Source organism: Flavobacterium cheonhonense (genome assembly GCF_035671315.1).
GTDB classification, from domain to species: domain Bacteria; phylum Bacteroidota; class Bacteroidia; order Flavobacteriales; family Flavobacteriaceae; genus Flavobacterium; species Flavobacterium cheonhonense.
This window is the reverse complement of the sequence record NZ_JAXAVY010000001.1, coordinates 292,741-308,111: the sequence shown is the minus strand read 5'-3', so window position 1 is coordinate 308,111 and position 15,371 is coordinate 292,741. Positions and strand designations below refer to the sequence as shown.

Here is a 15,371-nt window from a genome sequence, read left to right as displayed (position 1 = left end):
TTGGAGGTTTTCCTGCATTAGTTAAAACAGTTCTAAAAATCAAAAAAATAGTCATGTACAAATCAGTCATGTTACTGGGCTTAGTAGCCTTGTTGGGTCTAAACAGTTGCTCAACCAAAACAGCAGAAAAAGAAGAAACCGGTAAATTTACCGTTACAGCACCGCTGGTAATCGATACTACATTTACCAAAGAATATGTCTCCCAAATTCGTTCTGTGCGCAACATCGAGTTACGCGCTCAGGAAAAAGGATACCTTCAAAATATTTATGTCGACGAAGGCCAACACGTGAGTGCCGGGCAGTTATTGTTCCGCATCATGCCGAAATTATACGAAGCCGAATTGCTCAAAGCGCAAGCCGAAGCCAAAGCAGCCGAAATCGAATGGCGCAATGCCAAAACCTTAGCCGATAAAAACATCGTTTCCAAAAACGAACAAGCCATCGCGCAAGCCAAATTAGACCAAGCGAATGCTGAGGTAGCCTTAGCCAAATTGCATCTGTCTTTTACCGAAATCCGTGCGCCTTTTGCCGGTATCATCGACCGCATTCCCATGAAGTTGGGTAGCCTAATCGAGGAAGGTGAATTGCTAACCAGCTTGTCTGATAACAGCAAAATGTTTGCGTATTTCAATGTATCCGAACCGGAATACCTCGATTACCAAACGCACATCAAAGACCGTGGCAATCCAACAGTAACCTTACTTTTGGCCAACAATCAGCCTTTGCCGTACAAAGGAAAAGTTGAAGTAATCGAAGGAGAATTCGACAGCGAGACTGGAAATATCGCCTTTCGCGCCGGTTTCCCTAATCCCGACAAGTTGCTTAAAAATGGCGAAACCGGAAAAGTCCAAATGGTTATGCCGCTGAAAAACGCTTTGTTGATTCCGCAAAAAGCAACCTATGAAATCCAAGATAAAAAATATGTCTTTGTAGTCGATGCCAATCATAAACTCAAATCTAAAGAAATTACGATAAGCGCAGAGATGCCCGATTTATATGTGGTACAAAGCGGACTCACAGCCGATGATAAAATCCTTCTCGATGGTGTTCAAAAAGCCAAAGACGATGAGAAAATCGAATTCACTTTCCTCAAACCGGAGGAAGTCATCGCTCATTTGAAACTCAAAGCCGAATAGTCCAACCCTTAATTTGATACCTCATGTTTAACAAGTTTATACAAAGACCGGTGTTGTCTATTGTCATCTCATTGATTATCGTTTTCATGGGAGCCTTAGCCCTGGTGGCCTTGCCGGTGACTCAGTTTCCCTCTATTTCTCCGCCCAAAGTAAATGTAACCGTAGAATATCCGGGAGCCAACAACGAGCTAATGGTGAAATCCGCCATTTTACCGCTCGAACGCGCGCTCAACGGAGTACCGGGCATGAAATACATGGCCTCCGATGCCGGTAACGACGGAGAAGGAACCATACAAGTAGTCTTCAATTTGGGTACTGATCCCAATCAAGCCTCACTCAACGTCCAAAACCGTGTGGCTTCGGTGGTGAATAAATTACCGCCGTTGGTGGTGCGCGAAGGGGTAAAGATTACCCGAGAAGAATCGAACATGTTGATGTATGTCAACTTGTATAGTACCGATAAAAATACCGACCAAAAATTCCTGTTCAATTTTGCCGATATCAACATCTTACCCGAACTCAAACGAGTAGATGGGGTAGGTGTTGCCGATATTTTAGGGAACCGAGAATATGCCATGCGTATTTGGTTGAAACCCGACCGTATGTTGGCCTACAAAATTTCTGCCGAAGAAGTGATGGAAGCGTTAGCCCAACAAAGTTTAGAAGCTTCACCCGGGAAAACCGGAGAAAGTTCCGGAAAGCGATCCCAATCGTTTGAGTATGTATTAAAATATCCCGGACGTTTTACCACTAAAGAGCAGTACAACAATATCATTTTAAGAGCCACGCCCAACGGTGAAATCTTGCGTTTGAAAGATGTGGCCACTGTCGAGTTCGGAAGCTCCATGTACGATATTTATTCGAATTTGAACGGGAAACCTTCTGCGGCCATCGTTTTAAAACAGTCTTATGGAAGTAATGCCAGTCAAGTTATCGAAGATGTCAAAGCGAAACTCAAAGAAATCAAAGCTTCTACTTTCCCTAAAGGCATGGATTATGAAATCAGTTACGACGTGTCCAAATTCCTTGACGCTTCTATCGAAAAAGTAATTCACACCCTAATTGAAGCGTTCTTGTTGGTGGGGATTGTAGTCTTTTTGTTCTTAGGAGACTGGCGTTCTACCTTAATTCCGGCCATTGCAGTTCCAGTCTCTTTAATCGGAACATTTATGTTCATGCAATACTTTGGCATCACGCTCAACTTAATCACACTTTTCGCTTTGGTATTAGCCATCGGGATTGTGGTAGATAATGCTATCGTAGTTATTGAGGCTGTCCACGCCAAGATGGAAACCCAACATCTTTCGGCCCGCAAAGCCACCAAAGAAGCTATGCATGAAGTTAGTGGTGCCATCATCGCCATCACCTTTGTAATGGCAGCTGTATTTATTCCGGTGGCTTTCATGTCGGGACCGGTGGGAATTTTCTACCGTCAGTTCTCGATTACTATGGCTACGGCTATCGTTTTATCCGGTTTGGTAGCTTTAACACTAACACCGGCGCTTTGTGCCATGATGCTCAAAAACACCCACGGGAAACCGAAAAAGAAAACGCCTATCAATGCCATTGTAGAAGGGTTTAACCGTTGGTTCGGGGGTGTATCAGACCGTTACAGAAACTTACTTACGCTCATTGTGAACCGAAGAACACTCACTTTCGGGATGCTTATCGGATTTTGTATCGGGACTTGGTTGCTCAACAACAGCGTGCCGTCCGGATTTATTCCCAATGAAGACCAAGGGATGTTTTATGCCGTAATCCAAACCCCGCCGGGGTCCACTTTGGAGCGTACCAATCAAATTTCAGAGCGTTTGCAAAAAATAGCCGAAGAGATTCCCGATGTAAAATCGGTTTCTTCCTTGGCCGGTTACGAAATCTTAACCGGGGGTACCGGAGCGAATTCGGGAACCTGTTTGATTAACCTCAAAAGCTGGGACGAACGTTCACACTCTTGCCAAGAAATCATCAAAGAACTCGAGGAAAAATCAACCGATATTTCCGGCGCTACTATCGAGTTTTTCCAACCACCCGCCGTACCGGGTTACGGAGCTGCCGGTGGTTTCGAGCTCCGATTACTCGACAAAACCGGAACGGGTGATTATAAAAAGATGGAAACCGTGAGCAACGACTTTGTTCGAGAACTCAACAAACGTCCTGAATTGTCTTCGGTATTTACTTTTTACAGTGCGAGTTTCCCGCAGTATATGTTACGCATCGATAACGATATTGCCCAGCAAAAAGGCGTAACTATCGAAAATGCTACCAATACGTTGTCAACCCTTATCGGAAGTAATTACGAAATCAGTTTTATCAAATACGGACGCCAATACAAAGTAATGGTTCAGGCAGCGCCGGAATATAGAGCCTTGCCTTCGGATATCTTAAAATTGTACGTGAAAAACGATCGTGATGAAATGGTACCGTTCTCCGCTTTTATGAAAATGGAAAAGGTATACGGTCTTTCCGAAATTACCCGACAAAACATGTACACCGCTTCTGAAATCAGCGGGCAAGCAGCTCCGGGTTACAGTAGCGGTGAAGCCATTGCGACCATTAATGAAGTAGCAGCTAAAACTTTACCCAGAGGATACGCCATCGATTGGGCAGGGATTTCTAAAGATGAGGTAGCCAGAGGCAATGAAGCCATCTATATTTTTCTGATTTGTTTGGGCTTTGTATATCTCATTTTGGCGGCTCAGTACGAAAGTTTTATCCTGCCTTTCGTGGTGATTTTATCATTGGCTGTCGGTGTATTCGGGGCTTTCTTATTCCTGAAGTTATTTGGTTTGGAAAACAACATTTATGCGCAAGTGGCCATGGTAATGCTCATAGGGTTACTGGGTAAAAATGCCGTTTTGATTGTGGAATTCGCCGTCCAAAGGCACGCCGCGGGCGACACCGTTTTGCAAGCGGCTATCGAAGGTTCTGCGGTGCGATTCCGTCCTATCTTAATGACGTCGTTTGCTTTTATTGCCGGATTGATACCATTGGTTTTTGCCACGGGTCCGGGGGCTATCGGGAACCGAACCATTGGCTCTGCTTCCGCAGGAGGAATGTTGTTGGGAACAGTATTCGGAGTGTTGCTCATTCCGGGCTTGTACTATGTGTTTGGCCGAATCTCCGAGAAAGTCAAATTTGTCAAAAAAGAAGAAGAAAATCCATTAACCGAAGAAATTGACCACAATGAATTACCTCAATAAATTATACTATTACTTCCTGCCCATTGGTTTGGCATTAGTGGTGGTAAGTTGTAAAGCACCGGCTATTGCGCCAACACAAGCATCGCCTGCCCTACCGGAAACTTTTATAGGAAGTACTGATACCGCCAATACAGGCAAGACGCCTTGGAAGCAGTTTTTCCAAGATCCGTATCTCAACGATTTAATTGCTGCGGCTTTGCAAAAAAACCAAGAGTTGCAGATTACCTTGCAGGAAATTGAAATCGCTAAAAATGACATCCGTGTTCGCAAAGGTGCCTTATTGCCTACAGTAGGCGTGAAAGCCGGTGCCGGAATAGAAAAAGTGGGTCGTTATACCAGTCAAGGTGCCGGAGATGCTTCTACCGAGATCATGCCGGGCGTGGAAATGCCCGATCCGCTCAACGATTTTACCATAGCGGCTTATGCCAATTGGGAAGTAGACGTTTGGAAGAAACTCCGCAATGCCAAAAAAGCAGCGGTGAGTCGCTATTTGGCCACTGTTGAAGGAAAGAATTTTGTGGTCACCAATTTGGTCGCTGAGGTGGCGGATTCATATTACGAATTGTTAGCGCTAGACAACCAACTCGATATAGTTCGCCAAAACATCACGCTGCAACAACGCGCTTTGGAAATTGTAAAAGTCCAAAAAGAAGCCGCCCGCGCAACAGAATTGGCCGTGCAGAAATTCCAAGCCGAAGTGCTGGGTTCGCAAAATTTGGAGTTCGTCATCTTGCAACGCATCAAAGAAACCGAAAACAAAATCAACTTTTTACTCGGACGCTATCCGCAAGAAATTGCCAGAGACAAGAGTCGCTTTTTCAACTTGAATCCAACCGAGGTAAAGGCCGGACTTCCGTCGCAATTGCTCAGCAATCGCCCCGATATCAAACAGGCAGAGTTGGAGTTGGCGGCGGCCAAACTGGATGTCAAAGCCGCGCGTGCCGAGTTTTATCCGTCTTTAGGAATTTCGGCTTCTTATGGGTTACAGGCTTTCAAACCTTCGTATTTGTTCACCTTGCCCGAGTCGTTGTTGTACTCTTTGGCCGGTGACATCGCTGCGCCTTTAATCAACCGAAATGCGATTAAGGCCGAGTTTAAGAATGCCAACTCCCGTCAGTTGCAAGCGTTGTACAATTACGAACGTACTATTTTAAATGCGTATTTGGAAGTGGCGACGCAGTTGTCAAAGATGGAGAATTTGAACAAAAATTACGCGCTTCAAACCCAACAAGTAGCGGCTTTAAGTACTTCGATAAACATAGCAAACGATTTATTCCAATCGGCCAGAGTAGATTACTTTGAAGTTTTAATGACACAAAGAGACGCTTTGGAAACGCAATTGGAATTGGTGGAAACCAAAAAAGAACAACTCAACGCTGTGGTACACATGTACCGTGACCTCGGCGGGGGTTGGAATTAGTAATTGTTTTAAGGGGAAAAGAGTCGGTTATGCCGGCTCTTTTTTTGTTATTTATTTAAGCGCTTATGCCAATTTGCCAAACGGGACTGAAAAAGTATACAATACTAACTTGATGTTTTTTGAGAATATTTTCTTGTTATTGATTTTAGTTATAAGTTTACGATTAAAATTTTCAGAAAAGCAAGTAATACTTTGTGTCCTCTCAGCTGAAGTTAGGTGTTGACGGGAGAGGGATTAATTTGATCTTTTAGGCGTGGTATTTAGTAAATAAGTCTTGTTAATATACTATTAATGAAAGAATTATTATACATTTACATTTTGAAATAACTTTTTTTTAAGTGGATTATGATGAAAAAAATTATTTTCTCTCTTTTCTTTTTAGTTACATTAAACATTTTTGGACAAAATAGAATCGAGTTTACTCATTCAAATCAAATAGAGCCCTCTTTACATGAGATTTTCAAATCTTATGAAATTCTTACAATAAGTGATAGCATTACAAATCTTGGTCATGGACAAGAATTAAAAATCATTCTCAATCAGGAATATAAATTTATATTGAAGGAAAATAAATTAGTTACTGAAGATTATTTGGTAGCCATAAAAAGCGAAGATAAAATTGATTATAAATCACTGGAAGATTTAAATTTTGATGGGAAATATTTTTTCAATCAAAATGCAGATGCTGAATCACAACTTGCTATTTCCTTTTTTGATAACCAATACACCATATATGTAAAAAGTAATGGTAACGAATTTTACATCGAACCATTGAATAAATATATTCATGATGCAGCAAACAACAGTTATGTATACTATGAGGTAAAAAACATCAAAAATTACACAGACCCTCTTTGTGACATTACTATAGATGAGAAAAATGGTTACAGTAATAGATTTTTTGAGGAAGCACTTCCCAACAATGATTGTAAAGTTGTGAGACTAAATTATTGTATAGATTATTCCTTGTACGTAGCCATGGGGTCAATAAATGCTACTATTAACAAAACCTTTGAAACCTTAAACTTAACTCAATTAGATTACTCTGTTGCTAACAGCCTCGCTTTTGATGTTAATTTTAAAATTCTCAGACACTACATAATTACTTGTAACAATTGTAACTATTGGCCAACAACCGATAGTCTCACTACCAATAGTTCATACTTTAGAGTTTTTGAATATTACAGCCAAATTTTTTCAACAGGTAATGCTAACATCAATGTTTTTTGTCAAAATTATGTCTCATCCTCAGGGGTGCTGGGTTTGGGGACAGTAAATGCATTTCAAAATTGCGTATTAGGAAATTTAACTACAATTGGAAGTGCATTAATGAGAGTTTTTCCATCTGCCGGCACTAACCGTTCTATTCTATCTCACGAGTTTGGTCATAATTTCGGATGCCAACATATTGATGGTGCCAATGTAATGAATCCCGGTGGCTCAACAAGTAATTATTGGGAACCGGTACATGTAGCATTAATCAATAGTAAATTACAAAATGCAACATGTTTTGCAAATTGCCAAACGGAATTATGCTACAATGATAACATCGAAAATTTAGTCATTTCAGTCAACAATACAACTAAAAATGTGAATGTAAATTGGCTTTCTGAAAGTGATAAAATTTACAAAATCAGAGTGTATAACTACAATAATAATTCATGGTCAGCATTCACTAATATCAGTTATCCGCAAAGTAATTTCTCTTTTCAATATAACAATAGTGCCACAGTGTGTAGTAAAAGATATAAAGTTGAAATAACTCCCGTTTGTTCAGGGGTAGATGGATTTTCTAATACTATTGTTTTTGAAGTCCCAGATATTCAAAACCCTTCTTTAACATTCCTCTCCACTACGCAAGAACAAGCTCTTTGCAGCGGTTTGAGTTATACTTTTACAGTAAATGCTATTTATCCGGGTACCGCTCCAACCTATCAATGGAAAATCAACAATAATAATGTAGGGAGTAACTCGCCGGAATTTACCACATCTGTGTTACAGAATGGAGATGTTTTAAGTTGTCAAATTATCAGTAATGAACCTTGTCTGTTATTGCAAACTGCCACAATATCTAAAACAATATCAGTTATACCTCAGCCATGTAGCCTTTCGAACAATGATTATGAAAGTCAAGATTTTGAAATTTACCCCAATCCGGTTAAAAGCAATTTTACAGTAAAAGCAAAAGAATTGATTAAAAAGATAACTGTTTTCAACATATTAGGACAAGAACTTGCTGTCCTTCCCGCGTCAAGTAATGAAATCAGTGTAGATATCTCAAATTTTGCTAAAGCCACTTATTTTGTGAGAGTATCTTTAGAATCAACATTTAAAACGATAAAGATTGTAAAAGAATAAAAAGAATTATAATTTAAGTTTTAAAACCAACTGTTGAGATATAGTTTTGTAAAATCTTTGTCTTTGAAGCAAGTTGACAATACCAGTCATTATTTTAAAAGCAATGTAATCATATCTCTTCTCCCATATCTCCTCCCTACTAAAGCCCTACTTAGTATATGAGTAGTATATCAAAACATACATTATGTCAAATAGAAAAGCAATTAAACGCTCTTGATTACATAAGTCACAATACCCCAAACCAACAGCTTGTTCTCTTCGGTTACTTTTATCGGTTGGAAGGCAGCGTTTTCCGGCATGAGGTAGAGGGCGTCTTTTTCAACTTTAATGCGTTTCACGGTGAATTCGCCGTCTATACAACAAACGGCAATTTTTCCGTCGGTAGGTTCCAAACTGCGATCGATTACCATGATGTCTCCGTCGTCTATCCCGGCGCCTATCATCGAAGTGCCGTCGGCTTTGGCGTAAAAAGTAGCTTCGAAGTTTTTGACCAATACTTTGTCTAAACTAATTTGCGTGCCTTCAAAATCGGTGGCCGGCGAGGGAAATCCGGCTTTGATGCCACCTTCAAAATAGGGCAGGAATCTCGAGTTTTCGAAATCGGGTTTGAAAAAAGTGAGTGGACTTTTCATGGGCATTTTATGGTCAAGATTTCACGGATATCGGTGGTGTACTTTTTAGACAAATGTTCTTGCTTCATCGTCCAAGTGCGCGCTAAGTCTTGGTTGGCGAGCTTAATTTTGCGTTCCCCGGTTTTTTTATAGTAGTCGTCCATCACTTGCATGAGCTTCAAATGCTTCGGATTTTCTTCTTCAAACAAATGGAATTGCTTTTGGCTTTCGGGAATAATATTGGTCACTATGACGCCCGCCTTTTTGTAGATTTCGCCTTCTTCAAAAACTTCCTTCAGCATTTTTATCGCTAAGTTACTAATGGTGATGGAAGAATTACTCGCATAAGGCAAGGTTTCCATACGGTAGAAATTGTAGCGCTGCCGATCCACTTTATATTTGTCTTTTTTCAAATACAAAATTACACCCTGGCAACACGATTTTTGTTTGCGGAGTTTCTCGGCACATACCGTGGCAAAGGTCGATACGCGTTCTTTCATGGCATCGAGCGTGGTAATATTTCCGGCAAAACTTCGGGTGATGGCAATGTTTTTTTTGTCCTTTGGTTCTTCTAATCCTAAGACCGATTGGCCTTCGAGTTCGTATTTCAACCGCAAACCCACTACGCCCATGGTACTTTTGATGTAAGCTTCGTGTTGCGGCAAGGTAAAATCGTAAGCCGTGTGAATGTTTCTCAACTTCATTTTTTTAGTCAGCCGAAACCCGATACCCCAAACGTCCTCAATTTTAGTCCATTTCAAGGCTTTGATGCGCTTTTCTTCCGTATCGATGATATAGACACCTTTTGTTCTTTCGGGAAACTTACGTGCGATTTTATTGGCGACTTTCGATAACGCTTTGGTTTCGGCAAAACCTACCGAAACCGGAATGCTCAGCCATCGCATAATGCGGCTTTTCATTTGCAAACCATAGTCGTGGAAATCGCTCACCGGAACGCCGTCAAAATTCATAAAGGCTTCGTCGATGCTGTACGGTTCCACATGCGGCGTAAAGCCTTCGAGGATTTTCATTACCCGATGACTCATGTCGCCATACAACGGATAATTAGAAGAAAAGACCTGTATGTTTTTGTCCTTAAGTTCTTGTCGCGCTTTAAATTCGGGCGCACCCATCGCAATGCCGAGTGCCTTGGCTTCATCGCTGCGAGAAATGATGCAACCGTCGTTATTGGACAAAATCACTATGGGTTTTCCAACCAAATGCGGCTGAAAAACGCGTTCGCAAGAAGCATAGAAATTATTGCAATCGACTAAAGCATACATGGTATAAAAGTAACAATTTTGCGGTGGAACAAAAGTTAATTTTACCGTTACTTTTTAGCCGTTATTCCGATTTTAGATTGCCTTTTTTTTGTTTTGGAAATAGTTCCAAACCAAAGCGGTCAGCATCACCACAACCCAAAAGGAAGGCGTAATAATGGTGTAAATAGGTGTCAAAGCATCATAGCGCAAATACGGATTGGGATTGGTGTAGTCTTCGGGAGTTATCGATAGCCAATCTTGTACGCCGTCATAAATGTTGACGGACATTAATAAGATAATAAAGATTCTTAAGAATTGGAGTGTTCGGCTTGTTGAGCCTTTGGCAGCCGTCAAGCCAATCAAAATGAAAAGCATCGCCGTCATATAACCTCTGCCAAATCCCCAACCGGTGTAAGGCATTAAAGTGGATTTTAGTTCTTTGTTGATGTCTAAATTCAAGTAAAAACTAAATACGCTAATCGCCATGCAAAAAAGGAAGAACACGATAATATCGTAGGGTAATTTTTTTAGCACTGAGGAGACGCTCGAATTTTCCATATTGGTTTCGGTTTGTTACCAAATATAAGATTTTAATCGAGACAATCGTATACAAAAAAAACCATCAAAAGTACTCTTGATGGTTTTCGGTATATTTCAATTAAGAACTTTTTAGTTCAATAAATTCATTACTAAAGAAGGATAAAGTCCCAGGGCAATGTTCAATACAATAGCACTCACGGCTACAAGGTAATACACTGCCGGTACAGCTGGTTTTTCGGCTGATGCTTCTTTGGTATACATGGCCAAGATCAATTTGAAATAGTAGCCCACACTGATGATGGAATTGACAACACCCACAATCACCAAGAACAAATAACCGGCCTTGATAGCATCGCTAAACAACATAAACTTAGCAAAGAATCCGGAGAAAATAGGAATACCTGCCATAGACAATAGCGAAGCGGTTAAAACAGCAGCCAATAAAGGATTGGATTTTCCTAACCCGTTGAAGTTTTCGGTCAGTTCGTTACCGCTGTCACGTGTTACGGCAATAATTACAGCAAACGAAGCGATACCCGCTAAAGCATAAGCTGCCGTATAATACAAGAGTGTTCCTGCGGCGGTAGACAAACTTAAAATAGCCATCAACATAAATCCGGCATGTGATATACCCGAGAAGGCCAACATACGTTTTACATTGTCCTGACGTAAAGCCATGATGTTTCCGATAGTCATAGACAAAATCGAAATCACAACAATCACCATTTCAAAAGTTGGGATTAACTCCGAACTCAAGCCGCTCAACAATTTGTAAAGCGTTGCCATAGCTACCACTTTAGCCAGTGTACTCATAGTAGCCGTGGTAATCGAAGGAGAACCTTCGTAAACATCCGGAGCCCAAAAATGGAAAGGTGCAGCGGCAATTTTGAATAACATTCCGATAATCATCAATACCATTCCGATAGGAAACCAAACCGGAATACCGGCACCGGAAGACAAGTCTTTAATCTCCGCTACATTGAAATAGCCTGTAGCGCCGTAAATCAAACAGATACCGAATAATATAATTCCTGAAGCAAAGGAACCTAACAAGAAATATTTCATTCCGGCTTCGTTACTCTTAATGTCCAATCTTTTGCTGGCTGCTAAAACGTATAAAGAAATCGACAATACTTCAATACCTAAGAAGAACATCGCCAAATTGCTAAACGAAACCATGGCAACGGCTCCCGCCAAAAGAAAAACTTTAATGGCAATAAAGTCGGATATCTTGGTTTGGTGTTCTTTATAAAAATCACCACTTAGAGCAACTAAGAAAATGGTCAGTACAATGAACAAAGAGTTGAATGCGTTCGAAAATTTATCAACGGCAATCATGCTCGCATAGTTGGAGTCGATGCTCGGGTCGATAGCCCAAAGGTTCAAAGAGATTCCTAAAATGGCAAGTAAACCTATGACAGTAACCGGAACCAGTAGTTTTCTTAAATTGAAGATTTCTGCCAACAGACAAAAAACACCTAATGATACTATTGTTATTAATACTTGCATTTTATTATTTATTAATTACGGCTAAAATTTCATTCAAACTCGGCGTTACCAAATCTACTATCGGTTTCGGATACAACCCGAAAAACAGTAAGAACGCTATAATCGCTACAAAAGTAATGGCTTCGTTAGTCGTTACTTCGGCAAATACTTTGGTATTGGTTTCGCCTAACATTACGTTTTGGAACATTTTCAACATATAGTAAGCACCCAAAATGATGGTGGTTCCGCCTAAAACAGCGTACCAAATATTCACTTGACTCAAACTATACAATACGGTAAACTCTCCCACGAAGTTAAAGGTTCCCGGTAAAGCCACAGAGGCTAATACCAAAATCATAAACATCGAAGTGAATTTTGGGGTTTGTGAACGAATCCCGCCTAAATCGGCTATCGTTCTGGTTTCGTATCTTCTGAAAATTACTTCAGCAGCGAAGAACAAGCCCACAATAACAAAACCGTGTGCAATCATTTGTGAAACCGCACCGCTTAATCCGTCAAGCGTTAAAGTGTAACAACCTGCGGCGATTAAACCAACGTGCGCTAAGGACGAATACGCTAATAGTTTTTTCAAATCTTTTTGACGTAAAGCCACGATAGATCCGTAAATTACACCGGCTATACTCAATCCGATTAGGATAGGCATGTAAGCTTTAGCAGCGCTCGGTGCGATAGGCAATTGCCAACGGATAACGCTGTACAATCCCATTTTCAACATGATACCGGATAAAAGCATGGTACCTACGGTTGGTGCTTTTTGGTATACTTTGGCCTGCCAAGTATGGAAAGGAATAATCGGAATTTTGATGGCATAGGCCAAGAAGAAGGCAAGGAAAATCCAGAACTCTTCTGTACCCGTTAATTCCAATTGGTACAAATCACCAATCAAGAAACTACCGGCTTTAGAATATAAGTAAGCAAAAGCAATTAACATAAACAATGAACCTCCCAAAGTATAGATGAAGAATTTCACCACAGCTTTCTTGCGCTCTTCGGCATCACCGTTACCCCAAATCAAAGCGATGAAGTAAATAGGAATCAAAGCCAATTCCCAGAAGATGTAGTATAACAATCCGTCTACAGCTAAGAAGGTACCCGTCATGGCAAACGACATGAACAACACTAAGGCATAGAAATTTTTACTGTTGTTGAAACTATTTCCAAAAGAAGAAAATACAATTAAGGGTGTTAAAGCAGTGGTCAACAAAACCATGGCCATCGATAAACCATCGGCTTTGAACGCTAAGGAAACTTTCGGACTGCTCATCCATTCACCTATATAACTGATGTTGGCGCCTTGGCTCATTAAGTTCAACAAATACAATGATAATCCTAAAGCACCCAAACTGAATATCAAGGCCACTTTTGAAGCTAATTTATCTCCGGCGAAAAACGTAGCAATCGAACCAATCAGCAGTAATAATAATATAGTAGTTACATCCATTGTGTAAAAATTATTGAGCGATAAATAAATAAGTGATGATGGCACAAATACCAAGTACAAAAACGAAAAGATACAATCCGATGTTTCCGTTGTGTAACTTTTTGCCTTGCGTTCCGATGCCGTTGGCTAAGGTTCCGAAACTGAAAACCACTTTGCCCAATGCCGGTTCTAAAGTAGTGCGGAAGAAGTTGGATAATCCGTTAATCGGTTTTACGATTAAGAAGGTGTAAAATTCGTCCACATAATATTTGTTGTAAACCGTTTTGTTGAAGCCGCTGATATCCGCATCTTCTTTCGGTACAAAGCCACCTTTGATATATTTGGCATTCGCCCAAATAATCCCAACGATAGCGCCTGCTAAAGCAATACCCATCAACATAAATTCTTGAGTCCCCAAATGATGTGCTTCGTGTTTGGCTGCCAAAATTGGTTCCAAGAAATGATTCAACCACATACTGCCCGGTAAGTTAATAGCGCCACCGATAACCGCTAAAACCGCTAAGATTACCAATGGAATGGTGATTAAACTCGGACTTTCGTGTAAGTGGTGTTTTTGTTCTTCGGTGCCTCTGAATTCTTTGAAGAATGTTAAGTACATCAATCGGAACATATAGAAGGCGGTCATGATCGAAGCAATCGAAGCCACTACCCATAATACTTTGTTGTGTTCAAAAGCCACCATCAAGATTTCGTCTTTCGACCAGAATCCTGCGAACGGGAAAATACCCGCAATCGCTAAAGTAGAAATCATCATTGTCCAGAAGGTAATGGGCATCGCTTTGCGCAAACCACCCATTTTTCGCATGTCTTGTTCGCCATGCAAGCCGTGAATTACGGAACCGGAACCCAAGAACAAACAAGCCTTGAAGAACGCGTGTGTAATTACGTGGAAAACCGCTACGGTGTAAGCGCCTAAGCCTAAAGCCAAGAACATTAATCCCAATTGGGAAACGGTAGAGTAGGCCAATACCTTTTTGATGTCGTTTTGTAATAAACCAATCGAGGCAGCCACTAAAGCGGTGGCAGCGCCAACAATGGCAATAATGTGTTGGATATCCGGCGTTAAGTCGAATAAGAAGTTCATGCGCGTTACCATAAAGATACCGGCAGTAACCATTGTCGCGGCGTGAATTAACGCAGAAACCGGAGTTGGTCCGGCCATCGCATCGGGTAACCAAGTGTATAAAGGTAATTGTGCTGATTTACCACAAGCTCCGATGAATAAACACAAAGCGGCTAAACCTAACATAGCTGAATCGGCATTACCGGCTGAGAGTACGGTTTTGATTTCGGTGTAGTTTAAAGTGGAGAATAAAGCGGCAATAATAAACATTCCGATTAAGAAACCTAAATCTCCGATACGGTTCATAATGAAGGCTTTTTTAGCGGCATCGTTGTACGGTTGGTTTTTGTACCAAAAACCGATTAACAAATACGAACACAATCCAACGCCTTCCCAACCGATGAACATTACCAATAAGTTGCTTCCGATAACCAACGTAATCATAAAGAAAACGAATAAGTTTAAGTAAGCAAAGAACTTGTGCATGTTCTCGTCATCGTGCATATAGCTGATAGAGTAGAGGTGAATTAACGAACCGATTCCGGTTACGAACAACAACCATAATAACGACAATTGGTCTAATAAAATCCCGAAGTCTAATTTGAAGTTACTTACTTGAATCCAATCGAATAAAGCAATTTCAAACGGTTTTCCGTTTTGGTTCAATTGGGCAAAAAAGCAGATGCTTAATAAGAACGAAACCACTACAGTTAGTGTTCCGATAGCGCCGGATACATTTCGACTTACTTTACTGCCCAAGAATATATTGAAAAGAAATCCAACAAATGGAGATAAAAGTAATACTAAAGCTAAATTTGTTTCCATCTCAGA

The 15,371-nt window shown here is 40.7% G+C and carries 10 protein-coding genes; 4 read left to right on the top strand and 6 right to left on the bottom strand.

From position 1 onward, the window contains the following. Positions 1 to 53 precede the first annotated feature (53 nt). The 4 genes from SK086_RS01305 to SK086_RS01290 all read left to right on the top strand — a co-directional run bounded on the left by SK086_RS01305 (position 54) and on the right by SK086_RS01290 (position 8,114). Positions 54 to 1,136: an efflux RND transporter periplasmic adaptor subunit gene (locus tag SK086_RS01305; protein ID WP_324689206.1), complete on the top strand. Its 1,083-nt coding sequence runs from the start codon at positions 54 to 56 to the stop codon at positions 1,134 to 1,136. Between the two features lie 23 nt (positions 1,137 to 1,159). Beyond that, on the top strand, positions 1,160 to 4,336 hold the full coding sequence (locus SK086_RS01300) for an efflux RND transporter permease subunit (protein ID WP_324689204.1): 3,177 nt from the start codon (positions 1,160 to 1,162) through the stop codon (positions 4,334 to 4,336). After that, complete coding sequence (locus SK086_RS01295) at positions 4,320 to 5,756, top strand: TolC family protein (protein WP_324689202.1); 1,437 nt, start codon at positions 4,320 to 4,322, stop codon at positions 5,754 to 5,756. Before SK086_RS01300 ends, SK086_RS01295 begins: the two co-directional genes overlap by 17 nt. Before the next feature lie 348 nt (positions 5,757 to 6,104). Beyond that, positions 6,105 to 8,114 (top strand): zinc-dependent metalloprotease, encoded by a 2,010-nt coding sequence (locus SK086_RS01290; RefSeq protein WP_324689200.1) that lies wholly within the window; start codon positions 6,105 to 6,107, stop codon positions 8,112 to 8,114. 203 nt (positions 8,115 to 8,317) lie between these two features. On the opposite strand, the gene SK086_RS01285 is transcribed toward SK086_RS01290, so the two are convergent. The 6 genes from SK086_RS01285 to nuoL all read right to left on the bottom strand — a co-directional run bounded on the left by SK086_RS01285 (position 8,318) and on the right by nuoL (position 15,365). Next, the gene (locus SK086_RS01285) at positions 8,318 to 8,746 is read right to left on the bottom strand and encodes a LexA family protein (protein ID WP_407652311.1); all 429 of its coding nucleotides are present in this window, start codon (positions 8,744 to 8,746) and stop codon (positions 8,318 to 8,320) included. Next, positions 8,743 to 10,008: a Y-family DNA polymerase gene (locus SK086_RS01280; RefSeq protein ID WP_324689196.1), complete on the bottom strand. Its 1,266-nt coding sequence runs from the start codon at positions 10,006 to 10,008 to the stop codon at positions 8,743 to 8,745. Before SK086_RS01280 ends, SK086_RS01285 begins: the two co-directional genes overlap by 4 nt. A 72-nt stretch (positions 10,009 to 10,080) precedes the next feature. Next, on the bottom strand, positions 10,081 to 10,545 hold the full coding sequence (locus tag SK086_RS01275; RefSeq protein WP_324689194.1) for a hypothetical protein: 465 nt from the start codon (positions 10,543 to 10,545) through the stop codon (positions 10,081 to 10,083). Between the two features lie 111 nt (positions 10,546 to 10,656). Continuing rightward, positions 10,657 to 12,036, bottom strand: coding sequence for an NADH-quinone oxidoreductase subunit N (locus SK086_RS01270; RefSeq protein WP_324689192.1), 1,380 nt, complete (start codon positions 12,034 to 12,036; stop codon positions 10,657 to 10,659). Positions 12,037 to 12,040: 4 nt separating this feature from the next. Beyond that, positions 12,041 to 13,477: a complex I subunit 4 family protein gene (locus tag SK086_RS01265; protein ID WP_324689190.1), complete on the bottom strand. Its 1,437-nt coding sequence runs from the start codon at positions 13,475 to 13,477 to the stop codon at positions 12,041 to 12,043. A gap of 10 nt (positions 13,478 to 13,487) precedes the next feature. Continuing rightward, the gene (gene nuoL / locus SK086_RS01260) at positions 13,488 to 15,365 is read right to left on the bottom strand and encodes an NADH-quinone oxidoreductase subunit L (protein ID WP_324689188.1); all 1,878 of its coding nucleotides are present in this window, start codon (positions 15,363 to 15,365) and stop codon (positions 13,488 to 13,490) included. Between the last annotated feature and the right edge of the window lie 6 nt (positions 15,366 to 15,371).